This is a genomic window from Massilia sp. BHUDP2, assembly GCF_046236355.1.
Taxonomy (GTDB): domain Bacteria; phylum Pseudomonadota; class Gammaproteobacteria; order Burkholderiales; family Burkholderiaceae_D; genus Telluria; species Telluria varians.
On sequence record NZ_JBJUVW010000001.1, the window covers coordinates 38,930 to 62,251 of the forward strand.

The window sequence follows — 23,322 nt, forward strand, 5'->3', positions numbered from 1 at the left end:
TCGTTCCACTGTGCGAACGCTTCTCAGTACCCCGGCGCGGGCGAAAAAAAACCCCGCGAAAGCGGGGCATGGAGAGAGACGGTGGTGATGTTCAGGCCGCCTGCGGGACGCGGCGCACTTCGGTGATCGTGGTTTTGCTCTCGATGTGTTCGTGCAGGACTTCGCGTGCATAGCTCACGCACTTGCCGCACATGGTGCCGACGCCCAGTTCCTTGTGCAGTTCGGCGACCGAGCTGATGCCCAGGTCGACGGCCTGGCGGATTTCGCGGTCGGAGATGTTGTTGCAGACACAGACGATCATCTTGAGGTTCCTTGGCGCTACTTGTTCACTTGTCATTTAAATGAGAATCAATCTCATTCGTGTTCTATTCTCCGTAAACTCGGCGGCGTTTGCAACAGGAATTTTGTATTGACGTGGTCTTTCTTTAGGGGTGTGATCAAACCGCAAATAGAAATAATTCGCATTTAGGTTTATGATGCTAGCTATCTGTCTCATCAGCGCTACACTTACTGGACGCGACCATGACTCTTGCTCCCTCCCTCACCACGCTCGACGCCCTCCCGGCCGGCCAGAGCGCTACCGTGATCCACCTGGCGCCGCCGGCGCAACAGGGTGGTTTCGACGTCCAGCGCCGCCTGATGGAGCTCGGCTTCGTGCCGGGCGAGCGCATCCGTGTGCTCAAGCGCGTGCTGGGCGGCCCGCTGGCCGTCAAGGTCGGCGAGTCGACCTTCGCGCTGCGCCGCTTCGAAGCGGCCCTCGTGTCGATCAAGCCGGAATAATCGGATGGGTGTCATGGAACAACAGGTGGCGTCGCGCACGCCCCTGGTCGCACTGCTCGGCAATCCCAACTGTGGCAAGACCGCACTCTTCAACCGCCTGACCGGCTCGCGCCAGAAAGTCGCGAACTACGCCGGCGTGACCATCGAACGCAAAGAGGGCAGCTTCACCTCGCCGGCGGGCCGCGCTTTCCGCGTGCTCGACCTGCCGGGCGCCTACAGCCTGAGCGCCCAGACCCCGGACGAAGCCATCACGCGCGACGTGGTGGCCGGCCTGCGCGCGGGCGAAGCGGCGCCGGATGCGGTGCTGTGCGTGGTCAACGCGACCAACCTGCGCCTGAACCTGCGCATGGTGCTGGAGCTCAAGCGTCTCGGCCTGCCGATGGTGCTCGTTTTGAACATGGTCGACGTCGCCAGGAAGCGCGGCATCACCATCGACAAGGAAAAACTGTCGGCCGCACTGGACATGCCGGTGGTGGAAACCGTCGCCATCCAGGCCGGCGGCGAGCAGGCCCTGCTGGCCCAGCTCGACCGCATGGCCTTCGAGACCGCCGTCAAGCCGAATCCGCTGTCCGCGATCGACGCCGTGCCGGTCGAGGAAACCCAGCGCGAAGTGCGCCGCATCCTCGAGCTCGCCGTTTCCACCAGCGGAGACCGCGGCAACCTCACGGAAAAGATCGACAACGTGGTGCTGCACCCGGTATTCGGCCTGGCGCTCCTGGCCGCCCTGATGTTCCTGATTTTCCAGGCCGTGTTCAGCTGGGCCGGCACGCCGATGGACCTGATCGAGGCGGGCGTCGGCGCCCTCGGCGAGCAGGTCGGTGCGCTGCTGGGCGAAGGCGTGCTGCACAGCCTGATCGTGGACGGCATCATCGCCGGCGTCGGCAGCGTGCTGGTATTCCTGCCGCAGATCCTGATCCTGTTCTTCTTCATCCTGCTGCTGGAAGACGTGGGCTACCTGCCGCGCGCCGCCTTCCTGCTCGACCGCGTGATGGGCAGCGTCGGCCTGTCGGGCCGCGCCTTCCTGCCGCTGCTGTCCTCGTTCGCCTGCGCGATCCCGGGCATCATGGCCGCGCGCACCATCCAGAATCCGCGCGACCGCCTGGTGACGATCATGATCGCCCCGCTCATGACCTGCTCGGCACGCCTGCCGGTGTATGCGCTCCTGATCGCCGCCTTCATCCCGGACCGTGAAGTGGCCGGCCTGATGAACCTGCAGGGCCTGGTGCTGTTCGCCCTCTACATGGCGGGCATCCTGAGCGCCATGGCGGTGGCCTGGTTCATGAAGCGCCGCAGCGACTACAAGCAGCATGTGCTCATGATGGAACTGCCGGCCTACCACTGGCCCCAGCTGAGTGCGCTGGCCTCCGGCCTGTGGGAGCGTACCAAGATCTTCCTGAAGCGGGTCGGTACCCTGATCCTCACCATGATGATCCTGCTCTGGCTGCTGTCGAGCTTCCCGGGCGCACCGGAAGGCGCGACCCACCCGCCGATCTACTACAGCGTGGCCGGCATGATCGGCCGCGCGCTGGAAGTCATCCTGGCCCCGATCGGCTTCGGCTGGGAAATCGCGATCGCCCTGGTGCCCGGCATGGCCGCGCGCGAAGTGGCGGTCGGCGCGCTGGGCACCGTGTACGCCCTGTCGGGCGGCGACGAAGCCGCCAACGCCCTGGCGCCGGTGATTGCCCAGTCGTGGTCGCTCGCCACCGGCCTGGCGCTGCTCACCTGGTACGTCTACGCGCCGCACTGCCTGCCGACGCTGGCCACCGTGGCCCGCGAAACCGGCAGCCGCCGCTACGCCTGGATCATGGCCGGCTACATGTTCGGCCTGGCCTACGTGGCCGCCTTCATCGTCTACCGCACCACCTTGTTCTTCACGGGGGGCTAGGACATGTGGCAGGAACTGGTCGCCGGGATCATCGTCGCGCTGGCCGTGCTGTACGCCGGCGCGAAGTACCTGCCGGACAGCTGGCGGCGCGCGATCGTGCACCGCCTCTCCAGGGGCGGACAGCAATCGAGACTGGTCAAGTGGCTGGATACCTCGGCCAGCTGCGGCAGCGGCTGTAATAGCTGTAATACCTGCGGGCCGACCGAACCCGCGCCGCCGCCCGGCAAGGGCAACGGCAAGGTCATCAAGATCCACGAGCGCCGCTAGCGGCGCCGGCAGCGCTTCAAGGCGTCGCCACGCTGACCACGTGCCAGGCGCCACCCACCCCATCGCCGGTCTTGTCTCCGGCCTTCTTGTCCTTCACAAAGGTGTACAGCGGCTTGCCGCCATGCGCCAGCTGCTTGCTGCCGTCCGCGCGCGTGATCACGGAGTAGGGCGGGCGCGGGCTGCCATCGGCCTTCACGGGCGGCCAGTTTTTCGCACAGGCGGCGACGCAACTGCTCTTGCCGCTGCCGGCTTCATCCTTGTCATAGGTGTAGACGGTCATGCCGGCGGCATTCACCAGCACGCCGTTCGAGGCCTTGAGGGGCGGCGCATCGGCGCCGCTGGCAGTGGTTGAAAGTAACAGGGCAGCGGCAACACTGGCAACACGAAGCAGGGTCATGGTGGTCTCCAGGCTATGAATGCCTGGATAGACAACAGTTTCAGTCAGCCGTTCCCTGCAAGGCTTTCTACCGCGGCGATCAGGCGACGTGCGTCAAACGGCGCATGCACCTTGATGTCGTTATCGAAGTAGCAGTAGACGTCGCGCACCCTGGCCTTCGGCGGCGGCTTGTCGGAGACGAGCCGCGCCCCCTCGGGCTGCCGGCCCCGGCGCCAGGCATGGATGCGCGCCGCCCAGGCCGCGATGGCCTCGTCTTCATAGCCGCTCGCGTACAGCTCCTTGTCGCCATGCAGCCGGATGTAGACGAAGTCCGCGGTGAGGTCCTCGCACAGCGGCCACCTGCCGGCGGTATCGGCCACTACCAGCGCGACATTGTAGCGGCGCAGCATGGCAATGAAGGCGGGATCCAGGAAGCTCTCGTGCCGGATCTCGACCGCATGGCGCATCGGGCGGTTCGGGCCGGATTCGAGCGCAACCCGGCCTTCCATGCGCGGCTGGTGCTGCAGCGCCAGTTCGCGGGCGCTATCGGTATCCCGGGGCAGCAGCGACAGGAAGTGCTCGAAGCGCTGCGGATCGAATTTCACGACGGGCGGGAATTGCCACAGGAAGGGACCGAGCTTGTCGCGCAGTTCGAACACGCCCGAGGCCAGCACATTGGCCAGCGGGCCTTCGATGTCCTTCAGCTTGAGCATGTGGGTGAGAAAACGGTTGCCCTTGACCGCGAACACGAAGCCGGGCGGGGTGGCCGCATGCCAGGCGGCATAGCTCTCGGGCCGCTGCAGCGAGTAGAAGGAGCCGTTGATCTCGATGCTGGGCAGCTGCCCGGCCGCGTATTCGAGCTCGCGGTGCTGGACCAGCCCCTTCGGGTAGAACACGCCGCGCCACGGCACGTAGCGCCAGCCGGAAATGCCGATGTAGACCGATCCGTTCATGGGCTCAAGCTTACTCTGCCTCGTCCGTTGTCAGGCGCACCCATGCTAAGCTGACAGCCTGTCGAACTATCCGGAAAACTTCATGATCGTCGTCCACCACCTGAACAATTCGCGCTCGCAGCGCATCCTCTGGCTGCTCGAAGAGCTCGGGCTCGACTACGAGATCAAGAAATACCAGCGCGACCCGAAGACCATGCTGGCGCCGCCGGAACTGAAGGCGGTTCACCCGCTCGGCAAATCGCCGGTGATCACCGACGATGCACTGGTGGTGGCCGAATCCGGCGCGATCGTGGAATACCTGACCGGCCGCTACGGCAACGGACGCCTGGTGCCGGCGCCCGGCACCCCGGAACGCCTGCGCTATACCTACTTCCTGCACTTTGCCGAGGGCTCGGCCATGCCGCCGCTCCTGATGAAGCTGGTGTTCGACAAGGTCGAGAACAGCCCGATGCCCTTCTTTGCCAAGCCGATCGCGCGCTCGATCGCACGCAAGGTCAAGGACAGCTTCGTCATGCCGAACATCCGCAGCCAGCTCGACTTCCTGGAGGGCGAACTGGGCAAGTCGACCTGGTTCGCCGGCGAGGAATTCAGCGCCGCCGACATCCAGATGAGCTTTGCGCTGGAAGCGGCCGCCTCGCGCGGAGGGCTGGGCAGCCAGTATCCGAAGCTGTCCGCTTTCCTGGCGCGGATCCACGCGCGCCCGGCCTACGCGCGCGCGCTCGAGCGCGGCGGCAAGTACGACTATGCCTGACGGGCCCCTCGGTTTATCATGGCGGCGCCAGTGATTACTCCGATAGACGCACCACCATGAGCAAACAGGGAAAGCTGCTCGCCATCGACGGCCTGAACATCGTGCGCCGCGTGTACGAAGCCAGCCCCGAACCGGACTCCGACCTGAAGGCCAGCATCGCGCTGCGCCACGCGTTCTCGTCCTTCCGCAACGTGCTGGAAGCGCACGCGCCCACGCACGTGCTGGCGGCCTTCGACTACGGCGGCCCCAACTGGCGCCATGCCCTCTATCCGCGCTACCGCGAAGGACGCGCCGCCATGCCGGCGCCGCTGCGCGAAGCCCTGCCGGAATTCCACGAGCGCCTGCGCCAGGCCGGCCTGCACGTGCTGGCGATACCCGAGGTCGAGGCCGACGACGTGATCGCCACCGGCGTCATGCGCTGGCTGGGGGAAGGGCGGGGCGAGGCCATCGTGGCCACCACCGACAAGGACCTGCACATCCTGATCGCGCACGGCGCGCTGGTGTGGGACCACTTCAAGAACGAATGGCATGACGACGCCTGGGTGCGCCAGCGCTTCGGCGTCGCCCCCGAATTGCTGCACGACCTGCTGGCCCTGATGGGCGACCCGACCGACGGTGTGCCGGGAGTGTCCAAGATCGGCATGAAGACCGCGGCGCGCCTGCTCAACGCCTACGGCAGCCTGGACGCCGTGATGGCGGGCGCCGGCATCCTCAAGACGCCTTTGGGCGAAAGGCTGCGCGCCGAGCGTGAGATACTCGAGATGTCGCGCTGCCTGGTGTCGCTCAAGCTGGACGTGCGGCTGGGCGTCACCTGGAACATGCTGGCCTATGAATCCCATTGAAGGAAAGCGCCGATGCTGAAGGCATTGATCGTGGACGGCAGCGCCATCGCGCGCGGCCTGCTCAACACCGTACTGACCGATGGCGGCTACGACGTCGTCGCACAGACGCATACCGGCACGCTCGGCTACGGCCTGGCGATGAAGCACCGCCCCCAGATCGTCTGCATCGCGCGCGAACAGGTCGAGGACGGCAGCCGCATCGTCGAGGAACTGCGCGCCCAGCTGCCGAAGGCGATGATCTTCATGGTGTCGGGCACGCTCGACGCCGCCGCCATCCAGGACGCGCTCGGGCGCGGCGTACACGGCTTCATCGTCAAGCCCTTCAAGGCCGACGCCGTGCTCAAGACGATCCGCAATACCGTGATCGCGGTCGTCCGCAAGCAGCAGGCCGCCTCGGGCAGCGTGGAATAACCAGGCGCTCAGCCGCGCCGCTTGATCTCGTCCGAAGCGATCGCCGCCAGCTCGCGCAGGGCGCGCAGCTCGCGTTCGCGCAACCGGCGCGGCTCGCGGTCCAGCACGCACAGGGTGCCGAAACGGCGGCCCTGCGCATCTTCCAATGGCACCCCGGCATAGAAGCGCACGTGCGGCGCGCGCGTCACCAGCGGATTGGCGGCGAAGCGCGCATCGAGGGCGGCGTCGCCCACCACGAATGCCTCGCCGCTGGCCAGCGCATGATTGCAGAATGCCCATTCACGCGGTGTTTCCTGCAGGTCGAGGCCGACGCGGGCCTTGAACCACTGGCGCTCCCCGGCCAGCACCGTCACCAGCGCGATCGGGCAATCCGTCACCTGCGCGGCCAGCCGCGCCAGGCGGTCGAAGACGTCTTCGGGCGGCGTATTGAGCAGGGCATGGCCGTCCGGCGCGCCGGTCTCCCGCGGCGCGGGCGCCGTTGGGGCAGGCAGGGACGCCGTGCCCGGGCCCGCCGGCGCACCCGGCGCCATGCCAGCGCCGCCCTGCCGCGCCTGCAGCTGGCGCACCGCGCTCAGGCGCACGCGCCGGTGGCCGCCGGGCGTCTTCCAAGCCGGCAGTGCGCCGCTTTCCATCCAGAGCTGGGCGGTGCTGACGGCAACGCCCAGCATGTGGGCCGCTTCCCGCGTCGTCAGGATTGGATCGTCCTCGCTCATCTTCTTGGTAATTTGTAGTCGATACACTTATTCTAACCGAAACCCGACAATATTTGACGAAAATGCGCGCACGATTGGAATAACTGTTGACTGTAAGCATTATATAACGCCAGAATAGCGTTGTAATCGTCACTTCCGATAAATACGTGCGCCTTTCCTGGGTGTGCGACTGCCAAGGCCGCCCATGAATTCACTGTATGACCCGTCGCTCGAGGAAGTCAGCCGGCTGGAAGCCCTGCGCCAGCTGGAGCTGCTCGACACCGCACCCAGCGAAGCCTTCGACCGCATCACGCGCATGGCCGCGCAGCTGTTCCAGCTGCCGATCGCGGCGGTGTCGCTGACCGATAGCGACCGTCAGTGGTTCAAGTCGAAGGTGGGTGTCGCGCAGGATGCGATCCCGCGCATCAAGGCGCCCTGCGCCGCGGTGGCGGACAGCGGCCGGATGCTGGAAGTGCCGGACCTGTTGGAAAGCGAGTGCTTCCGCGACAGCCCCCTCGCCGACAGCGGGATCCGCTTCTACCTCGGCGCGCCGCTGGTGACGAAAACCGGGCACTGCCTGGGCGCGATGTGCGTGCTCGGCACCGAGCCGCGCAGCGTGAGCGACGCCGACCGCGCCACGTTGGCCGACCTGGCGGCCATGGTCATGGCGCAGATCGAGCTGCAACACGCGCTGGGACGGATCGATCCGGTCAGCGGCCTGCCCAACCGCAGCCAGTTCGTCAGCGACGTGCGCGACTTGGGCCTGGTCACGGCCGAGGGGGCGCCCCAGCTGGCGGCCCTGGTCAGCCTGGCCACGCCGGAAGAGCTGAGCGACGCCATGCGGGTGATGGGGGGCACCTGGCTCGACGACATCGTGCGCGATGCCGTGCCGGCCCTGCGCAGGCTGGCCGGCGGCGGCAAGGTCTACCACGTCGCGCCGACCCAGTTCGCCTTCCTTGCGCCGCTCGGCCTGTCCCTGGCGCGCTTCAGCGGCACCCTGATGGCCTGGCTGGGCGAACGCAAGCCGATGGGGCAGTGCGGCTTCCTGACCACGGCCACGGTCGGCCTGGTCCGCTTCGCCGTGGGCCAGGACGCGCCGCTCGACGTGCTGCGCAACCTGCACAGCGCCGCCCACGATGCGCGCGACGCCGAATCCGGCCTGCGCGTGTATTCGCCCGAGCAGGATGCCGCCTACCGCCACCGCTTCTGGCTGATCAGCGAATTCGGACGCGCGCTGGCGCAGGCGAGCGAGCTGCATCTCGTGTTCCAGCCCAAGGTTTCCCTGCACCACGGCAGCTGCCTCGGCGTGGAAGCCCTGCTGCGCTGGACGCATCCCGACGCCGGCCCGATCCCGCCGGGCGAATTCATGCCGATCGTCGAAACCACCGCGCTGGCGCGCGCCACCACCGAATGGGTGCTGGAGGCGGCGCTGCGCCAGCTGGCGGCCTGGCGCCTTGATGGCGTGTCGCTGCAGGTCGCCGTCAACGTCTCCGCGGTGAACCTCGAGGAACCGGACTTCAGCGACCGCGTACTGGAAGGGCTGGCGCGGCACGGCCTGCCGGCCGCCTGCCTGGCGCTGGAAATGACGGAAAGCGCGCTGATGCGCAAGCCGAAGATTGCGCATGACACGATGGCGCGGCTGGCCGAGGGCGGCGTGAAGATCGCCATCGACGACTTCGGCACCGGCTACAGCAGCCTGTCCTACCTGCAGGACATGCCGGCGGACGTGGTCAAGATCGACCAGTCTTTCGTACGCGGCATGGAAAAGGACGAGCGCACGCTTGCCCTGGTAACGACCATGATCAAGCTGTCGCACGACCTCGGCCACCGGGTGGTGGCGGAAGGCGTGGAGACGGAGGAGGTGGCGCAGCTGCTGCGCGCGGCGGGCTGCGACGAGGCGCAGGGGTATTACTATGGAAGGCCGATGGCGCCCGCGGCGCTGGCCGATTGGCTGGCAGGACGTTGATGTAAAAATGGGCGGCCGGGCCGCCCATCGTGGTTCAGGTGGCGCTGGTATCGATAATCCCACCACCCAGGCACACGTCGCCGTCATACAGCACGGCCGACTGCCCCGGCGTGACCGCCCACTGCGCTTCCTCGAAATCGAGCGCGAAACGGTCCATGCCCTCGGCATGCACGGTGCAGGCCACGTCGGCCTGGCGGTAGCGGGTCTTGGCCGACAGGGTCTTGCCGCCGACAGGCGGTTCGCCCGCGGTCCAGCTGGCCTGGCCGGCTTCCAGGTGCGGCGACAGCAGCCACGGATGGTCGTGCCCCTGCACGATGTACAGCGTGTTGCTGGCCACGTCCTTGCGCGCCACGAACCACGGCTCGCTGGTGCCGTCCGCGTTCTTGCGCGATTTCAGGCCGCCGATGCCGATGCCCTTGCGCTGGCCCAGGGTGTAGAAGGACAGGCCGATGTGCTCGCCCACGGTCTCGCCGGTGTCGAGCTTCATCGGGCCCGGCTTGTGTGACAGGTAGCGGTTCAAGAACTCGCGGAACGGGCGCTCGCCGATGAAGCAGATGCCGGTCGAGTCCTTCTTCTGCGCGTTCGGCAGGCCCAGGCGTTCGGCGATCTTGCGCACTTCGGTCTTCGGGATTTCGCCCAGCGGGAACAATGACTTCGACAGCTGCGCCTGGTTCAGGCGGTGCAGGAAGTAACTCTGGTCCTTGGTGTGATCGAATGCCTTCAGGAGTTCGAAACGGCCGTCGTTCTCGCGCACGCGCGCGTAGTGGCCGGTCGCGATCAGGTCGGCGCCCAGCTTCATCGCATGGTCGAGGAAGGCCTTGAACTTGATCTCGGCGTTGCACAGCACGTCCGGGTTCGGGGTGCGGCCGGCCTGGTACTCGCGCAGGAATTCCGCGAACACGCGGTCCTTGTATTCGGCGGCGAAGTTGACGGCCTCGATGTCCACGCCGACCACGTCGGCCACGCTGGCCGCGTCGATCCAGTCCTGGCGCGTCGAGCAGTATTCCGAATCGTCGTCGTCTTCCCAGTTCTTCATGAACAGGCCGATGACTTCGTAGCCCTGTTCCTTCAGCATCCACGCCGCGACCGAGGAGTCGACACCGCCCGACATCCCGATCACGACTTTTTTCTTGCTCATGTTACGTCCGTATTCTTAGATTCCACCCTCGAAAACCGAGGGATGGGTGTACAGCAGGCGCAGCGGGGTGCGATGGCCGGCCAGGTAGTCGTCCACGCACTGCAGCACGATCGGGCTGCGGTGGCGGTCGGCGGTGGCGGCGATCTCGTCGCGCGTCATCCACATGGTGCGCAGGATGCCTTCGTCGAGCGGCTGGTCCAGCTCGCGGCCGGCATGGCCGCAGAAGGTGAAGCGCAGGTAAGTGACGTCGGCGCCGCGCGACTTCGAATGGTAACGCGACATGTACATGCCCACCAGCGCGGTCGGGATGAATTCGTGCGCGGTTTCCTCCAGCGCCTCGCGCACCACCGCCTGCTCGAGCGATTCGTGCGGGTCGAGGTGCCCGGCCGGCTGGTTCAGCTTCACGCCTTCGCTCGTCTCTTCCTCGATCAGCAGGAAGCGTCCATCGCGCTCGATGATCGCGGCGACGGTCACGGATGGTTTGAAGATATCGGTCATGCGCGTCCTTGAAAATGAGCCGATATTTTACCTTGACAGCAGGCATCTCTGCTCATCCACCTCCGCTACGGTGCGCTTGCCTGTCGTTAAATGGCCTTGATTCATTGCAAACAAATGATTCGTGGCGCCCGTTACAGTGATGGGTTTTCGTGACAGTCAAATATTACTTTTAGTATTTGTTTTTGAGCAATTAGCGTAATTACATGATAGATTGGGGACCGATGTGTCCACTGAACGGAGGGATTCATGAGAATTGGCATACCGGCCGAGACCAGGCCGGGCGAGACCCGCGTTGCTGCAACTCCCGAAACCGTCAAGAAGCTGGCCGCGAAGCACCAGCTGCTGGTGGAGAGCGGCGCCGGGGTGCGCGCTTCCTACCCCGATGCGGCTTACGAGGCGGCCGGCGCCACCATCGTCGACGCGGCCACCGCCTTCGGCGCGGACATGGTGCTCAAGGTCCGCAGCCCGGACGGCGCCGAGCGCGCCCGGATGCGCCCGGGCAGCGTCCTGGTCGGCATGCTCAATCCCTTCGATGTCGAGAACCTGGCGGCGCTCGCCGGCGCCGGCCTGACCGCCTTTGCCCTCGAGGCCGCGCCGCGCATCACGCGCGCCCAGTCGATGGACGTGCTTTCCTCGCAGGCCAACATCGCCGGCTACAAGGCCGTGATGCTGGCCGCGAACACCTACCAGCGCTTCATGCCGATGCTGATGACGGCGGCGGGCACGGTCAAGGCCGCGCGCGTGCTGATCATGGGCGTGGGCGTGGCCGGCCTGCAGGCGATCGCCACCGCCAAGCGCCTGGGCGCCGTGATCGAAGCCTCGGACGTGCGCCCGCCGGTGAAGGAGCAGGTGGAGTCGCTCGGCGCCAAGTTCATCGACGTGCCCTACGAAACCGAAGAGGAACGCGAGATCGCGCAAGGCGTGGGCGGCTATGCGCGCCCGATGCCGGCCAGCTGGATGCAGCGCCAGGCGGCGCTGGTGCACGAGCGCGCCAAGCTGGCCGACATCATCATCACCACCGCCCTGATCCCGGGCCGCAAGGCGCCGATCCTGATCGGCGAAGAGACGGTGCAGGCCATGAAGCCGGGTTCGGTAATCGTCGACATGGCGGTCGAGCAGGGCGGCAACTGCCCGCTCACGGAGCTGGGCCGCACGGTGGTGAAGCATGGCGTGGTCATCATCGGCGAGCCGAACCTGGCCTCGATGGTGGCGGCCGACGCTTCCGCCTTGTATGCCCGCAATGTGCTGGACTTCCTCAAGCTCGTCATCGACAAGGAAGACCGGTTCGTGATCGACCGCGAGGACGAGATCGTGCGCGCCACGCTGGTGTGCGCGGACGGCGCGGTATTGCGTACCTAAGAACAGGACCCGAGGAGCGAAGCATGGAAATCAGCCACACCATCATCAACCTGATCATCTTCGTGCTGGCCATCTACGTCGGCTTTCACGTGGTCTGGAACGTCACTCCCGCGCTGCACACGCCCCTGATGGCGGTGACCAACGCGATCTCGGCCATCATCATCGTCGGCGCCATGCTGGCCGCCGGCCTTACCGAAGGCCTGGCCGGGCAGGTGGCCGGCACCGTCGCGGTGGCGCTGGCCGCGGTGAACGTGTTCGGCGGCTTCATGGTCACGCGCCGCATGCTCGAGATGTTCAAGAAGAAGGAGCCCAAGGCTGCCAAGGCCGCCCCGGGCTCGGCCGCGGGAGAACAGGCATGAACTTCATCAGCATGAACGTCGTGACCCTGTTCTACCTGGTGGCCTCGGTCTGCTTCATCCAAGCGCTCAAGGGCCTGTCCTCGCCGTCCACGGCGCGCATCGGCAATACCTTCGGCATGGCCGGCATGGCGATTGCCGTCCTGACCACCATCGCCCTGATGTTCAAGCTGCAGGCGCAACTCGCCACCGGCGGCATGGGCTTCACCCTGGTGCTGCTGGGTGTGGTGGTGGGCGGCGCGATCGGCGCGGTGGCGGCAAAGAAGGTCGAGATGACCAAGATGCCGGAGCTGGTGGCGGCGATGCACTCGCTGATCGGCCTGGCCGCCGTGTGCATCGCGATCGCCGCGGTGTCCGAGCCCTGGGCCTTCAATATCGCCACGCGCGATACCCCGCTGCCCTTCGGCAACCGCCTCGAACTCTTCATCGGCACCTTCGTGGGTGCGGTGACCTTCTCCGGTTCGGTGATCGCCTTCGGCAAGCTGTCGGGCAAATACAAGTTCCGCCTGTTCCAGGGCGCGCCGGTGCGCTTCGCCGGGCAGCACATCCTCAACCTGGTGCTGGCGATCGCGATCATCGCGCTGGGGCTGGTGTTCTGCTTCGCCGATGGCGTGGCGCCCAACTGGACCCCGTTCATCATCATGGCCGCGCTGTCCTTCGTGCTGGGCGTCCTGATCATCATCCCGATCGGCGGCGCCGACATGCCGGTGGTGGTCTCGATGCTGAACTCCTATTCGGGCTGGGCGGCGGCGGGCATCGGTTTCTCGCTGAACAACTCGATGCTGATCATCGCCGGTTCGCTGGTGGGCTCGAGCGGCGCGATCCTCTCGTACATCATGTGCAAGGCGATGAACCGCTCCTTCTTCAACGTGATCCTGGGCGGCTTCGGCGGCGAGGCGGCGGTGGACGATGGCGCGGCGAAGGAACAGCGCCCGGTGAAGTCCGGCTCGGCCGACGACGCCGCCTTCATCCTGCAGAACGCGGAATCGGTGATCATCGTCCCCGGCTACGGCCTGGCGGTGGCGCGCGCCCAGCACTCGGTGAAGGAACTGGTCGACAAGCTGACCGAGCACGGCGTGCAGGTGCGCTACGCGATCCACCCGGTGGCGGGCCGCATGCCGGGCCACATGAACGTGCTGCTGGCCGAGGCCGAGGTGCCTTACGACCAGGTGGTCGAGATGGAAGACATCAACGGCGAGTTCGGCCAGACCGACGTGGTGCTGGTGCTGGGCGCGAACGACGTGGTCAACCCCGCCGCCAAGGACCCGAAGTCGCCGATCGCCGGCATGCCCATCCTCGAGGCCTACAAGGCCAAGAGCATCATCGTCAACAAGCGCTCGATGGCCTCCGGCTATGCCGGCCTGGATAACGATCTGTTCTACCAGCCGAACACGATGATGGTGTTCGGCGACGCCAAGAAGGTGATCGAATCGATGGTCAAGGCCGTCGACTGATCAACTCTTGCAAACCTCATTAGGGTCAGCGTTGAATTATTTTCCAGGTGATCCCGCGATCGGTCGCGCTTGAATCAAACATGGCGCCTCCTCAACCGATCCAGGATGCCTGGCGAATCATTCGGCGCTGCCCTAATCCCCCTCCATGAACACACACCGTTTCAATGTTTTCGGCACCCTGGTTGCCATCAGCGGCAAGCCAGGTGCATGGCAGGCCTTCTATCCCGGCAACGACGGCACGCGCCGGCCGGCCGATTTCATCGTTCCCGCCGATGTCACCGAGGATGGGCTGGCCGACTACCTGGCCGACCTGTTCCATGAAGACGCGACCCCAAGGCGCAATACGGTCGAGCGCCTCCCTGCAAATTAGGTCCTAGCGGCGGCCGAACATCATCAGGTCGGCCAGCAGCAGGCGGGCCGGCTTGACGACGTCCAGCGCCGCCAGCGACAGGCCCAGCAGGGGCTGCAGCGGGCCGCTGCCCGCGAAGGCGCGGGCCATCGTGTCCGTCAGGGAGATCGTCAGACTGCGGTCCTGGGCGCGTTCGCGCATGAAGCCCTCGAGCGCGCCTGGGGTGGCGCCGCGGCCCAGCTGGCGCGCCAGGACGGCGGCGTCGCGCAGGCCGAGGTTCAGGCCCTGGCCGGCGACCGGGTGCAGGGTCTGGGCGGCATTGCCGATCGCGACCGTCCGCGCGGTGGCGCGCGCTTCGGCGTTCAGGCCGAGCGGGAAGGCGAAGCGCGGCGAGGCCGACGTGAACCGTCCGAGGCGGGTGCCGAAGGCCTCGCCCAGCTGGGCCAGGAAACCGGCATCGTCGAGCAGCTGGACATCCAGCGCCCGTTCCGGCCGCATGCACCACACCAGCGCATACTGGTGGCCGTCGCCACCGTCCTGCGGCAGCAAGGCCAGCGGGCCCTCGTCGGTGAAGCGTTCGAAGGCGCGGTGGGCAAGCGGCTCGCTCACGCTCACGCGCGCGATCAGGGCCGTCTGGCCATAGTCGCGCTGCTGCGCCTTGCTTTCCTGCTGGCCGAACACGCCGCCTTCCGCCTGCACCGCCACCTGGGCGAACACGGTGCGGCCGTCGTCGAGGCGCAACGCCACGCCATCGCCCGTTTCGTCGAAGGATGCGACGCGGGCCGGGCGCAGGGTCGCCACGCCGGCCTTGTCGCAGGCGCGCGCCAGCGCATCCACCACGTCGCCGTAGCGCGCCACATAGCCCAGCGCCGGCAGCCTGTGCTCGGCGCGGTCCATCAGGCTGCGGCCCAGCTGGCCGCGGCGCGAGACGTGGATCTCGTGGATCGGCGTGGCCGGCAGCGGCCAGGCGCGCACTTCTTCGAGCAGCTGCACGCTGCCCCAGGACAGCGCGATCGAGCGCGGATCGGTGATCGCCTGGCCCAGCGATTTGCCGTCGATGAGGGCAATGCGCTTGCCCTCGACGCCGCGCCGGACCAAGAAGGCCGCCAGCGCCAGTCCGACCGGGCCGGCGCCGCAGATCGCCACGTCGACGTCAATGCCTTCGTCCGCCATTCAAGCGCTCCTTCATCATGTTCTCAATCTCGGCCACGCCCTTCGGTGCATCGCACGAGAGCACCCGGCAGCCGTCGTCCGTGACGATCACGTCGTCCTCGATCCGGATGCCGATGTTCCAATACTCTTCCGGCACGCCCTCCGCCGGACGCACGTAGATGCCCGGCTCCACCGTCAGCGCCATCCCAGGCAGCAGGGGGCGCGAGGGTTTATCGGCCACGCTCAGGTCGCGGTACGGGCCGACGTCGTGCACGTCCATGCCGAGCCAGTGGCCGGTGCCGTGCATGTAGAACTGCAGGTGCGCCTTGTCGGCGATCGCATCTTCGGGCGAACCGTATTTCTGCTTGTCGAGCAGGCCGATATCGAGCATGCCCGCGGCCAGCACCTTGACCGCCGCCTCGTGCATGCCGCTGTACGGCTGTCCGGGCGCGATCGCGGCAAACGCCGCTTCCTGCGCGCGCAGGACCAGCTCGTACAAGGCTTTCTGCGGCGCACTGAAACGGCCACCCACCGGCCAGGTGCGCGTGATGTCCGAGGCATAGCCATCCAGCTCGCAGCCGGCATCGACCAGCACCAGTTCGCCCTCGCGGCACTGGCGGTCGTTCTGGTTGTAGTGCAGGACGCAGGCATTGCTGCCGGAAGCGACGATCGGGGTATAGGCCGGGAACTGGGCGCCGTTGCGGCGGAATTCGTGCAGTAGCTCGGCCTCGATCTCGTATTCGAACACGCCGGGACGGGTAAACCGCATCGCACGGGCGTGGGCGGCTGCGGCGATGCCGGCGGCGCGCCCCATCAGCGCCTGTTCGTCCGCATCCTTCAGCAGGCGCATCTCGTCGAGCATGCCGAGCAGGTGGTGGGTGCTGCCGGGCGCCGTGATCCCGCTGCGGCCCTGCGCGCGCACGGCCTTGAGCCAGCTTGCAACCTGGGCGTCGAGGGCGGCGCTGTGGCCCAGCGCGTAGTACAGTGCCGGCACGTTGGCCAGCAGCTTGCCCATCTGCGCATCGAGTTCGCCGACCGGATAGGCCTCGTCGAAACCGAAGGCGATGCGCGCCGCTTCTGGTCCATGGCGATAGCCGTCCCAGATCTCGCGTTCGGGGTTCTTCTCGCGGCAGAACAGGATCGAGCGCGCAGGCGTGTCGCCCGAAGGGGCGAGCAGCACCAGCGCCGCCTCCGGTTCGGTAAAACCGGTCAGGTAATAGAAATAGCTGTCGTGCCGGTAGGGATAGTCGCTGTCGCCGTTGCGCAGCACTTCCGGCGCGGTGGCCAGCACCGCGACCGATCCCGGCTGCATGCGCGCCGCCAGGCGCGCACGGCGTTCGATATGGCGCGCGACCGCGGCCGTCATGACCCCGTCTTGGCCGCCAGCGGCGCGTTGAGTTCTTCCAGCTGCTGGGCAGTGCCGACGTTGACCCACTGGCCGTTGTACAGCTCGCCGCCCACGCGGCCCTGCTCGATGAACTTGCGCATCAGGGGGCCGAACTTGACGAAGTCGCCGGCCTTGATCCCTTCGAACATCTCGGGACGGTAGACGCCGATGCCGGCGAAGTTCCACTTGGCCGGGCCGTCGTTGCGCAGGGTGTACATGTCGAGCGCGAAGTCGCCCTCGGGGTTGTGCCAGGGATTCGGCGTCAGCCACAGCCAGGCGATGTCGCGCTTGTCCGGCGGGTAGGGGATGCCCAGCATGTCCTTGTCCTTCAGGACGTCGAACACCTGGGAAAAGTCGAAGTAGGGCGCGTAGATGTCGCCCGACACCGCCAGGAAGGGTTCGTCGCCCAGCAGGTGCAGGGCATTGGCGATGCCGCCCGCGGTCTCGAGCGGGGTCGGCTCGTGCGAGTACACGATGCGCGCACCGTACTTGCTGCCGTCGCCCAGCTCGTCCTCGATCATGTGGCCGAGGTGCGAGTGGTTGATGACGATGTCCTTGATCCCGGCGCGCACCAGGTTCAGCACGTGGTAGGTAATCATCGGCCGTCCACGCACCTTGAGCAGCGGCTTGGGGCAGGCGTCCGTGAGCGGGCGCATGCGCTCGCCGCGGCCGGCGGCGAAAATCATGGCTTTCATGAGAAAGGAATCGTCCTCAGAAGGTGTAGCCGACCTGCGGCGCCTTGTCCTCGAGCGAATCGAGCAGGCGCAGCAGCGGTTTCAGTTCGGTATAGCGACCGGCGGTGCGGCGCACGTAATCCATGACGGTCGGCAGGTCGCCCAGGTAGTGCGGCTTGCCGTCGCGGTAGTTCAGGCGGCAGAAGATGCCGAGGATCTTCAGGTGACGCTGCAGGGCCATGAATTCGAAGTCGCGGTAGAAGGCGTCGATGTCCGGGTTCACCGGCAGGCCGACCTGCTTGGCGCTCTGCCAGTAGCGCACCACCCAGTCCAGCACGATCTCTTCGTCCCACTGGATGTAGGCGTCGCGCAGCAGCGAAGCCAGGTCGTAGGTGATCGGTCCATAGACGGCGTCCTGGAAGTCGAGCACGCCCGGGTTGCCCTGTTCGAGCCACATCAGGTTACGCGAATGGAAATCGCGGTGCATGTAGACCTGCTGCTGCGCCAGCACGTTGGCGGTGATCGCCTCGAACACGCCATCGAGCTGCTTCTGCTGCTTGTCGTTCAGGGTTACACCCAGGTGACGCCCGATATACCATTCCGGGAACAGGTTCATTTCGCGCAGCACGAAGGCGCGGTCGAATTCCGGCAGCTTGCCGGGCTCGCTGGCGAGCTGGAACTTGAGCAGGGCGTCGACCGCGCTCGAGTACATGAAAGCGGCATTGTCCGAGTCCAGGCGCTGCAGGTAGGTGGTCACGCCGAGGTCGGACAGCAGCAGGTAGCCGCTCTCGACGGCTCTAGCGACGATCGCCGGCACCGTGACGCCGGCATCCAGCAGGAGTCCCTGCACATGGATGAAGGCCGGCACGTTCTCGCGCTCGGGCGGGGCATCCATGGCCACCAGGGTCGCGCCCAGTTTCTCGCGCATGGCGGGAACAACGTCGTAGCGGAAATAACGACGGAAGCTGGCATCTGCGGATGCCGGGCGGCCGGTTTCCACTTCCACCAGGCCGGTCGAAGCCAGCCATTCGTTCAGCTGCTGCAGGCGCGCGTCCTTGTCAGCGGAAGTGGAAGAATTTTGATACAAAGAAGACATGAAGCGGCCTGGTGAATCGGGTTGATCAAAGTTATTCCCATATAATAAGGGATTCATTCCAAAAATACCGCCCTTTATGGCGCACGCAGATTCTCCATGAGCTGGTTTTCGGCCCACCCATTTCCTCCGCGACAAGCGCTCGCATTGTATGTACTGGCCAGTGCGGCCGCCGGCGTCGCGCTGCCGCTGCATGCACAGGACGTCGCTCCCACGCCACAGTCGAGCTCATCTCGCGATGAACAGGACCTGCCGATCACGATCCGCGCCGAGGAGATCAGCGGCCGTCCCGACCGCCAGATCAACCTCGAACGCAATGTCGAACTGACACGCGGCCAGACCCGCCTCACCGCCGACACCGCCTGCTACCAGCGCGTCGAAGACCAGGTGACGGCCGTCGGCAACGTCAACATGTGGCGCTTCGGCGACCGCTACAAGGGCGACGAGCTGCAGCTGAACCTCGAGACGGGCAAGGGCTACGTGCTGCGCCCCGAGTACCGTTTGCAGCTGAATAACGCCCAGGGCAATGCCTCGCGCATCGACTTCCTCGGCGAAGACGTGGCGCTGGTGCGCGACGGCACCTACAGCACCTGCGAAGGCCCGGACCCGGACTGGTACCTCAAGTCGAGCACCCTGCGCCTGGACAGCGGCCGCGACGTCGGCCTGGCCGGCAAGACCGTCATCTATTTCAAGGACGTGCCGATCATCGGCACCCCGGCCCTGTCGTTCTCGCTGTCGGGCGCGCGCCGCTCCGGCTGGCTGGCGCCCACCGTGGGCTTCGGCTCCAAGGGCAAGGCCGAGGTCATGGTGCCGTATTACTTCAACATCGCCCCCAACCGCGACCTGACGCTGTACCCGCGCATGATGTTCGACCGCGGCCTGCAGCTCGGCGCCACCGGGCGCTACCTCGGCGTCACCGACCTGGGCGCCTACAATGGCGAGACCCACGTCGAGGGCCTGCGCAAGGACCGCGAGACCGGCGAAGACCGCTGGCGCGTCGACTCGGTGCACACCCAGGCCCTCGGCCCAGGCTGGTCCTACGGCTGGAACCTGCATGCGGCCTCGGACGACGAATACCCGAGCGACTTCTCGCGCACCGTGGCGGCCAGCGCCGAGCGCCAGCTGCTGCGCGAGGTGCGCACCGACTTCGTCGGCCAGTTCTGGAACCTCTCCGCGCGCGCCCAGAACTACCAGGTGCTGCAGGACCCGGCGGCCGCCAACGACCCGCGCCTGACGGTGCCGCGTCCCTACGACCGCCTGCCGCAGATTAACTTCCACGCCGGCCGCTACGACGTCAAGGGCTTCGACTGGGCGGTGGATGCCGAGGCGGTGAGCTTCTGGCACCCGGACTGGGTGCGCGGCAACCGCGCCGTGGCCGTGGCCCAGGTCAGCTACCCCTTCGTGCGTCCGGGCTGGTTCGTCACGCCCAAGCTCATCAGCCACCATACCAAGTATGACCTGGACCGCGCCAACGGCTACACCGGACCGACCAAGCTGTCGCGCAGCCTGAACACCTTCTCGCTCGACAGCGGCCTGGTGTTCGAGCGTGACACCACGCTGTTCAAGAACAGCATGACCCAGACCCTGGAACCGCGCCTGTTCTACGTGTACACCCCGTACAAGGACCAGAGCCTGTTCCCGAACTTCGATACCGGCCGCGCGGGCTTCAACTACGCCCAGCTGTTCAGCGAGAACCGCTTCGTCGGGCTGGATCGGGTGTCGGACGCCAACCAGATGACCGCCGCCGTGGTGTCGCGCTTCATCCAGTCCGACGGCGCCGAGCGCCTGCGCCTGGCCTTCGGCCAGCGCATCTATTTCGACGAGCCGCGCGTGCGCCTGCCGGGCGAGCCGGTGCACCAGAGCCGCTCGGACGTGCTGCTGGCGGCCTCGGGCCGCATCTCCGAAACCTGGAGCTTCGACAGCGGCGTACAATACGACGCGACCGGCAGCAACCTGTACAGCTCGAACCTGAGCACGCAGTGGCGTCCGGCCGCGATGAAGGTCCTGAACGCCGAATACCGCTACCAGCGCGGCAGCTTCCGCAACGTCGACCTGTCGGGGCAGTGGCCGTTGTCCTCGCGCTGGTACGGCGTCGGGCGCGTGAGCTATGCGCTGCGTTCGTACACCGTGGGTAGCGTCACGCCGGGCAAGGGCAAGCTGCTCGAGAGCCTGATCGGCCTGGAATACAAGGCCGATTGCTGGGTGTTCCGTTTCGGCGCACAGCGCTTCGTGACCGCGGCGCAGACCACCTCGACGCCGATCTTCTTCCAGCTCGAGCTCAATGGCCTGTCGCGCCTCGGTTCGGGCAACCCGCTCGAGGCCTTCAACAAGGCCGTGCCGGGCTACCAGCAGCTGACTACCAATGTGGGGCGTCCCTGAAGAGCTAATCTTTTTAAGGACGCCTTAAACGCCGTGGAGTACACTACTCGGCTGGCAATTGAATGATTCTTCACCCTGAATGAGTGCTTTCCAGATGACGCGTACCACCCGTTTGCACACCATCAAGCTCGCCGCAGCCCTGCTGTGCGCGCTGACCGCGGGCCAGGTCCTGGCCCAAGCCACGGCGCCGGCTGCGGCGCCGGCCGCCAAGCCGGGCAGCGGCTTCCTGCCGCCGGCGTCCAGCAACGCCAAGGTGCTCGACTCGATCCACGTCGTCGTCAATGACGAAGTGATCACGAAAAACGAGGTAGGCAACCGCGTGGCCCAGACCGCGCAGAACCTGAAGGCGCGCAACGTGCAGCTGCCGGACCAGTCCACCCTGGAGCGCCAGGTGGTCGAGGCGATGATCGTCGAGCGCGCCCAGCTCCAGCTGGCCAAGGAAATGGGCGTGCGCGTCGACGACCGCCGCCTCGACGCCACCATCGCCCGCATCGCCGAGAACCAGAAGATGTCGGTGCAGGAGATGCGCAACCAGATGGAGAAAGAGGGCCTGCCTTTCGGGCAGTTCCGCGAAGACATCCGCAACGAGATCATGATGCAGCAGTTGCGCGAGCACGAGGTCGACTCCAAGATCCAGGTCTCGGAAGCCGAGATCGACACCTACCTGGCCGCCTCCAAGGCTGCCGCGGCCGAGCGCGTCGAGATGAACCTGGCGCAGATCCTGGTGGCGGTGCCCGAGAACGCCTCGCCCGAGCAGATCGCGGCACGCCGCGCGCGCGCCGACGAGGTGGCGCGCCAGCTGCGCACCGGCGCCGACTTCGCCAAGATGGCCGCGACCTATTCCGACGCGCCCGACGCCCTGAAGGGCGGCGAAATCGGCTGGCGCGACCCGGACCGCCTGCCGGCCATCTTCGCCACCGAGCTGCGCAAGCTGAACAAGGGCCAGGTCACTCCCATCATCAAGACCAACGTCGGTTTCCACATCCTCAAGATGGCCGACAAGCGCAACCTGGCCGAGGAGGCCGCACCCGAGGACGCCGTGGTCCAGCAGACCCGCGTCAGCCACATCCTCATGAAGCCGACGCCGACCATGAACGCGGCCGAGGTCAAGAAGAAGCTGCTCGAGCTGAAGGAAAAGATCGTTAACAAGAGCGCCACCTTCGAAGACCTGGCGCGCCAGAACAGCCAGGAACCGGGCAGTGCGGCCAAGGGCGGCGACCTGGGCTGGCTGGAGCCGGGCGACGCCGGTCCGGAATTCGACCAGGCCCTGTCCACCCTGAAGCCGGGCGAAGTCTCGGACGTCATCGAGTCGCCGTTCGGCTTCCACATCCTGCGCGTCACCGAGCGCAAGTCGGAAGACCAGAGCAAGCAGCGCGAGCGTAACAATGCACGTCAGGTGCTGCGCGAGCGCAAGATGCAGGAAGCGCTGGAAGACTGGATGCGCCAGGTGCGCGACCGCGCCTACGTCGAGTTCCGCGAGGAGCAGTAAACCATGCTGATGTCGAACGGACGCCGGCCCACCCTCGCGGTCACGGTCGGCGAGCCGGCCGGCATCGGTCCCGAGATCTCGATCCGCGCGGCCTGGGCGCTGCGCGAATCCGCCAACTGCGTGCTGGTCGGCGACGCCGCCTTCCTGGCGCTCACCGCCAGCCTGATCGATCCCGCCATCCGCCTGTCGGCCCTGTCGATCCAGGCCCTGCGCAACGGCGGCCTGCCGCACTTCGGCAAGGACCGCCTGGCCGTCATCGACGTGCCGCTCGACGCCCACGTGGTCCCGGGCCAGCTGAATGCCGAGAACGGGCGCGCCGTGCTGGCGACCCTGGACCTTGCGATCGAAGGCGCCAAGTGTGGCTGGTTCGACGGCATCGTTACCGCGCCGCTCCAGAAAAGCACGATCAACGACGCCGGCGTGGCCTTTTCCGGCCATACCGAATACCTGGCCGAGAAGACCAACACCCCGAAAGTCGTGATGATGCTGGCGGGGCAGCCTGGCGCGGCAGGGGGAAATGAGCAGCCCTACCTGCGGGTGGCGCTGGCCACCACCCATTTGCCGCTGAAGGACGTCCCGGCGGCGCTGACGCCGGAGAACCTGGCGCAGGTCATCGACATCGTCGACGCCGACCTGAAGAACAAGTTCGGCATCGCCGCGCCGCGCATCCTGGTCACCGGCCTGAACCCGCACGCGGGGGAGAACGGCTACCTGGGCCGCGAAGAGATCGAGGTCATCACGCCCGTACTCGACGCGGCACGGGCGCGCGGCATCGACGCGCGCGGTCCCTATCCGGCCGACACCCTGTTCCAGCCGAAGTACCTGCAGGATGCCGACTGCGTGCTGGCGATGTACCACGACCAGGGCCTGCCGGTGCTGAAGCACGCCACTTTCGGGCGCGGCATCAACGTCACGCTCGGCCTGCCGATCGTGCGCACCTCGGTCGACCATGGCACCGCGCTCGACCTGGCGGCGCAGGGCCTGGGCCTGGCCGACTGCGGCAGCATGGAGGAGGCGATCCGCGCCGCCATGCAGATGGCGGCCTCGCACCGCCGCTGAACGAACACAACT

General features: G+C 66.5%; 24 protein-coding genes. 14 read left to right on the forward strand and 10 right to left on the reverse strand.

Features of this window, described 5'->3' with window-relative positions; translation table 11 throughout:
* Positions 1 to 91 precede the first annotated feature (91 nt).
* A complete protein-coding gene (locus tag ACK6C6_RS00165) occupies positions 92 to 301 on the reverse strand; it encodes a bacterioferritin-associated ferredoxin (RefSeq protein WP_027866506.1) in 210 nt (69 codons plus the stop codon).
* Positions 302 to 522: 221 nt separating this feature from the next.
* Between ACK6C6_RS00165 and ACK6C6_RS00170 the strand changes: the two genes are divergently transcribed.
* From ACK6C6_RS00170 to ACK6C6_RS00180, 3 genes are read left to right on the forward strand one after another with little or no spacing between them, the layout of a single operon-like run.
* Positions 523 to 780 (forward strand): FeoA family protein, encoded by a 258-nt coding sequence (locus ACK6C6_RS00170; protein WP_027866507.1) that lies wholly within the window; start codon positions 523 to 525, stop codon positions 778 to 780.
* A gap of 4 nt (positions 781 to 784) precedes the next feature.
* Positions 785 to 2,665 carry a ferrous iron transporter B gene (locus ACK6C6_RS00175; protein ID WP_409265310.1) on the forward strand — a complete coding sequence of 627 codons (1,881 nt, stop codon included), beginning with the start codon at positions 785 to 787 and terminating at the stop codon, positions 2,663 to 2,665.
* A gap of 3 nt (positions 2,666 to 2,668) precedes the next feature.
* A complete protein-coding gene (locus tag ACK6C6_RS00180) occupies positions 2,669 to 2,932 on the forward strand; it encodes a DUF6587 family protein (protein ID WP_292041272.1) in 264 nt (87 codons plus the stop codon).
* Between the two features lie 16 nt (positions 2,933 to 2,948).
* On the opposite strand, the gene ACK6C6_RS00185 is transcribed toward ACK6C6_RS00180, so the two are convergent.
* Together ACK6C6_RS00185 and ACK6C6_RS00190 are read right to left on the reverse strand one after the other, a co-directional pair.
* Positions 2,949 to 3,329, reverse strand: coding sequence for a hypothetical protein (locus tag ACK6C6_RS00185; RefSeq protein WP_409265311.1), 381 nt, complete (start codon positions 3,327 to 3,329; stop codon positions 2,949 to 2,951).
* Between the two features lie 44 nt (positions 3,330 to 3,373).
* Complete coding sequence (locus tag ACK6C6_RS00190; protein ID WP_409265313.1) at positions 3,374 to 4,261, reverse strand: DUF72 domain-containing protein; 888 nt, start codon at positions 4,259 to 4,261, stop codon at positions 3,374 to 3,376.
* An 82-nt stretch (positions 4,262 to 4,343) separates the two neighbouring features.
* Between ACK6C6_RS00190 and ACK6C6_RS00195 the strand changes: the two genes are divergently transcribed.
* From ACK6C6_RS00195 to ACK6C6_RS00205, 3 genes are read left to right on the forward strand one after another with little or no spacing between them, the layout of a single operon-like run.
* On the forward strand, positions 4,344 to 5,012 hold the full coding sequence (locus ACK6C6_RS00195; RefSeq protein WP_036213469.1) for a glutathione S-transferase: 669 nt from the start codon (positions 4,344 to 4,346) through the stop codon (positions 5,010 to 5,012).
* Between the two features lie 56 nt (positions 5,013 to 5,068).
* Complete coding sequence (locus tag ACK6C6_RS00200) at positions 5,069 to 5,854, forward strand: 5'-3' exonuclease H3TH domain-containing protein (protein ID WP_292041280.1); 786 nt, start codon at positions 5,069 to 5,071, stop codon at positions 5,852 to 5,854.
* A gap of 12 nt (positions 5,855 to 5,866) precedes the next feature.
* Positions 5,867 to 6,265 carry a response regulator gene (locus tag ACK6C6_RS00205; RefSeq protein ID WP_209587101.1) on the forward strand — a complete coding sequence of 133 codons (399 nt, stop codon included), beginning with the start codon at positions 5,867 to 5,869 and terminating at the stop codon, positions 6,263 to 6,265.
* 8 nt (positions 6,266 to 6,273) lie between these two features.
* Here ACK6C6_RS00205 and ACK6C6_RS00210 read toward each other — a convergent pair whose 3' ends face one another.
* Positions 6,274 to 7,005, reverse strand: coding sequence for a GAF domain-containing protein (locus tag ACK6C6_RS00210; RefSeq protein WP_409265314.1), 732 nt, complete (start codon positions 7,003 to 7,005; stop codon positions 6,274 to 6,276).
* A 157-nt stretch (positions 7,006 to 7,162) separates the two neighbouring features.
* Here ACK6C6_RS00210 and ACK6C6_RS00215 point away from each other — a divergent pair, with 157 nt between their 5' ends.
* Complete coding sequence (locus tag ACK6C6_RS00215; RefSeq protein WP_409265315.1) at positions 7,163 to 8,923, forward strand: EAL domain-containing protein; 1,761 nt, start codon at positions 7,163 to 7,165, stop codon at positions 8,921 to 8,923.
* Between the two features lie 34 nt (positions 8,924 to 8,957).
* Here the strand turns inward: ACK6C6_RS00215 and mnmA are convergent, their stop codons facing one another.
* A complete protein-coding gene (mnmA, locus tag ACK6C6_RS00220) occupies positions 8,958 to 10,061 on the reverse strand; it encodes a tRNA 2-thiouridine(34) synthase MnmA (RefSeq protein WP_209587104.1) in 1,104 nt (367 codons plus the stop codon).
* Between the two features lie 15 nt (positions 10,062 to 10,076).
* A complete protein-coding gene (locus tag ACK6C6_RS00225; protein WP_036213455.1) occupies positions 10,077 to 10,559 on the reverse strand; it encodes an NUDIX hydrolase in 483 nt (160 codons plus the stop codon).
* Positions 10,560 to 10,805: 246 nt separating this feature from the next.
* Between ACK6C6_RS00225 and ACK6C6_RS00230 the strand changes: the two genes are divergently transcribed.
* The 4 genes from ACK6C6_RS00230 (at position 10,806) to ACK6C6_RS00245 (ending at position 14,098) form a co-directional block, all read left to right on the forward strand.
* A complete protein-coding gene (locus ACK6C6_RS00230; RefSeq protein ID WP_409265316.1) occupies positions 10,806 to 11,918 on the forward strand; it encodes a Re/Si-specific NAD(P)(+) transhydrogenase subunit alpha in 1,113 nt (370 codons plus the stop codon).
* Positions 11,919 to 11,941: 23 nt separating this feature from the next.
* Positions 11,942 to 12,277, forward strand: a complete 336-nt coding sequence (locus ACK6C6_RS00235; protein WP_409265317.1) for a proton-translocating transhydrogenase family protein — start codon at positions 11,942 to 11,944, stop codon at positions 12,275 to 12,277.
* Complete coding sequence (locus ACK6C6_RS00240; protein ID WP_409265318.1) at positions 12,274 to 13,728, forward strand: NAD(P)(+) transhydrogenase (Re/Si-specific) subunit beta; 1,455 nt, start codon at positions 12,274 to 12,276, stop codon at positions 13,726 to 13,728. The genes ACK6C6_RS00235 and ACK6C6_RS00240 overlap by 4 nt, the downstream gene beginning before the upstream one ends.
* A gap of 145 nt (positions 13,729 to 13,873) precedes the next feature.
* The gene (locus tag ACK6C6_RS00245; RefSeq protein WP_409265319.1) at positions 13,874 to 14,098 is read left to right on the forward strand and encodes a hypothetical protein; all 225 of its coding nucleotides are present in this window, start codon (positions 13,874 to 13,876) and stop codon (positions 14,096 to 14,098) included.
* Positions 14,099 to 14,101: 3 nt separating this feature from the next.
* Here the strand turns inward: ACK6C6_RS00245 and ACK6C6_RS00250 are convergent, their stop codons facing one another.
* Genes ACK6C6_RS00250 through ACK6C6_RS00265 form a run of 4 tightly spaced genes read right to left on the reverse strand, consistent with a single transcriptional unit; the run spans position 14,102 to position 18,386 of the window.
* Positions 14,102 to 15,250, reverse strand: a complete 1,149-nt coding sequence (locus ACK6C6_RS00250; protein ID WP_409265320.1) for a UbiH/UbiF/VisC/COQ6 family ubiquinone biosynthesis hydroxylase — start codon at positions 15,248 to 15,250, stop codon at positions 14,102 to 14,104.
* Positions 15,231 to 16,595, reverse strand: a complete 1,365-nt coding sequence (locus ACK6C6_RS00255) for an aminopeptidase P N-terminal domain-containing protein (protein WP_409265321.1) — start codon at positions 16,593 to 16,595, stop codon at positions 15,231 to 15,233. The genes ACK6C6_RS00250 and ACK6C6_RS00255 overlap by 20 nt, the downstream gene beginning before the upstream one ends.
* Positions 16,592 to 17,311, reverse strand: coding sequence for an N-acetylmuramate alpha-1-phosphate uridylyltransferase MurU (gene murU, locus ACK6C6_RS00260; RefSeq protein WP_209587112.1), 720 nt, complete (start codon positions 17,309 to 17,311; stop codon positions 16,592 to 16,594). Before murU ends, ACK6C6_RS00255 begins: the two co-directional genes overlap by 4 nt.
* Before the next feature lie 16 nt (positions 17,312 to 17,327).
* Entirely contained in the window at positions 17,328 to 18,386 is a 1,059-nt protein-coding gene (locus ACK6C6_RS00265; protein ID WP_209587113.1) for a phosphotransferase, read from the reverse strand.
* A gap of 96 nt (positions 18,387 to 18,482) precedes the next feature.
* Between ACK6C6_RS00265 and ACK6C6_RS00270 the strand changes: the two genes are divergently transcribed.
* The 3 genes from ACK6C6_RS00270 (at position 18,483) to pdxA (ending at position 23,310) form a co-directional block, all read left to right on the forward strand.
* Positions 18,483 to 20,762 (forward strand): LPS-assembly protein LptD, encoded by a 2,280-nt coding sequence (locus ACK6C6_RS00270; RefSeq protein ID WP_409265322.1) that lies wholly within the window; start codon positions 18,483 to 18,485, stop codon positions 20,760 to 20,762.
* 94 nt (positions 20,763 to 20,856) lie between these two features.
* On the forward strand, positions 20,857 to 22,251 hold the full coding sequence (locus ACK6C6_RS00275) for a peptidylprolyl isomerase (RefSeq protein ID WP_409265323.1): 1,395 nt from the start codon (positions 20,857 to 20,859) through the stop codon (positions 22,249 to 22,251).
* A gap of 9 nt (positions 22,252 to 22,260) precedes the next feature.
* The gene (gene pdxA / locus ACK6C6_RS00280; RefSeq protein ID WP_409267287.1) at positions 22,261 to 23,310 is read left to right on the forward strand and encodes a 4-hydroxythreonine-4-phosphate dehydrogenase PdxA; all 1,050 of its coding nucleotides are present in this window, start codon (positions 22,261 to 22,263) and stop codon (positions 23,308 to 23,310) included.
* The last annotated feature ends 12 nt before the right edge of the window (positions 23,311 to 23,322 follow it).

Bases quoted from the DNA above. Each gene is read 5' to 3' on its own strand.
- ACK6C6_RS00165 (WP_027866506.1), bottom strand. From the start codon at position 301: ATGATCGTCTGTGTCTGCAACAACATCTCCGACCGCGAAATCCGCCAG.
- ACK6C6_RS00170 (WP_027866507.1), top strand. From the start codon at position 523: ATGACTCTTGCTCCCTCCCTCACCACGCTCGACGCCCTCCCGGCCGGC.
- ACK6C6_RS00175 (WP_409265310.1), top strand. From the start codon at position 785: ATGGGTGTCATGGAACAACAGGTGGCGTCGCGCACGCCCCTGGTCGCA.
- ACK6C6_RS00180 (WP_292041272.1), top strand. From the start codon at position 2,669: ATGTGGCAGGAACTGGTCGCCGGGATCATCGTCGCGCTGGCCGTGCTG.
- ACK6C6_RS00185 (WP_409265311.1), bottom strand. From the start codon at position 3,329: ATGACCCTGCTTCGTGTTGCCAGTGTTGCCGCTGCCCTGTTACTTTCA.
- ACK6C6_RS00190 (WP_409265313.1), bottom strand. From the start codon at position 4,261: ATGAACGGATCGGTCTACATCGGCATTTCCGGCTGGCGCTACGTGCCG.
- ACK6C6_RS00195 (WP_036213469.1), top strand. From the start codon at position 4,344: ATGATCGTCGTCCACCACCTGAACAATTCGCGCTCGCAGCGCATCCTC.
- ACK6C6_RS00200 (WP_292041280.1), top strand. From the start codon at position 5,069: ATGAGCAAACAGGGAAAGCTGCTCGCCATCGACGGCCTGAACATCGTG.
- ACK6C6_RS00205 (WP_209587101.1), top strand. From the start codon at position 5,867: ATGCTGAAGGCATTGATCGTGGACGGCAGCGCCATCGCGCGCGGCCTG.
- ACK6C6_RS00215 (WP_409265315.1), top strand. From the start codon at position 7,163: ATGAATTCACTGTATGACCCGTCGCTCGAGGAAGTCAGCCGGCTGGAA.
- mnmA (WP_209587104.1), bottom strand. From the start codon at position 10,061: ATGAGCAAGAAAAAAGTCGTGATCGGGATGTCGGGCGGTGTCGACTCC.
- ACK6C6_RS00225 (WP_036213455.1), bottom strand. From the start codon at position 10,559: ATGACCGATATCTTCAAACCATCCGTGACCGTCGCCGCGATCATCGAG.
- ACK6C6_RS00230 (WP_409265316.1), top strand. From the start codon at position 10,806: ATGAGAATTGGCATACCGGCCGAGACCAGGCCGGGCGAGACCCGCGTT.
- ACK6C6_RS00235 (WP_409265317.1), top strand. From the start codon at position 11,942: ATGGAAATCAGCCACACCATCATCAACCTGATCATCTTCGTGCTGGCC.
- ACK6C6_RS00240 (WP_409265318.1), top strand. From the start codon at position 12,274: ATGAACTTCATCAGCATGAACGTCGTGACCCTGTTCTACCTGGTGGCC.
- ACK6C6_RS00245 (WP_409265319.1), top strand. From the start codon at position 13,874: ATGAACACACACCGTTTCAATGTTTTCGGCACCCTGGTTGCCATCAGC.
- ACK6C6_RS00250 (WP_409265320.1), bottom strand. From the start codon at position 15,250: ATGGCGGACGAAGGCATTGACGTCGACGTGGCGATCTGCGGCGCCGGC.
- ACK6C6_RS00255 (WP_409265321.1), bottom strand. From the start codon at position 16,595: ATGACGGCCGCGGTCGCGCGCCATATCGAACGCCGTGCGCGCCTGGCG.
- murU (WP_209587112.1), bottom strand. From the start codon at position 17,311: ATGAAAGCCATGATTTTCGCCGCCGGCCGCGGCGAGCGCATGCGCCCG.
- ACK6C6_RS00265 (WP_209587113.1), bottom strand. From the start codon at position 18,386: ATGTCTTCTTTGTATCAAAATTCTTCCACTTCCGCTGACAAGGACGCG.
- ACK6C6_RS00270 (WP_409265322.1), top strand. From the start codon at position 18,483: ATGAGCTGGTTTTCGGCCCACCCATTTCCTCCGCGACAAGCGCTCGCA.
- ACK6C6_RS00275 (WP_409265323.1), top strand. From the start codon at position 20,857: ATGACGCGTACCACCCGTTTGCACACCATCAAGCTCGCCGCAGCCCTG.
- pdxA (WP_409267287.1), top strand. From the start codon at position 22,261: ATGTCGAACGGACGCCGGCCCACCCTCGCGGTCACGGTCGGCGAGCCG.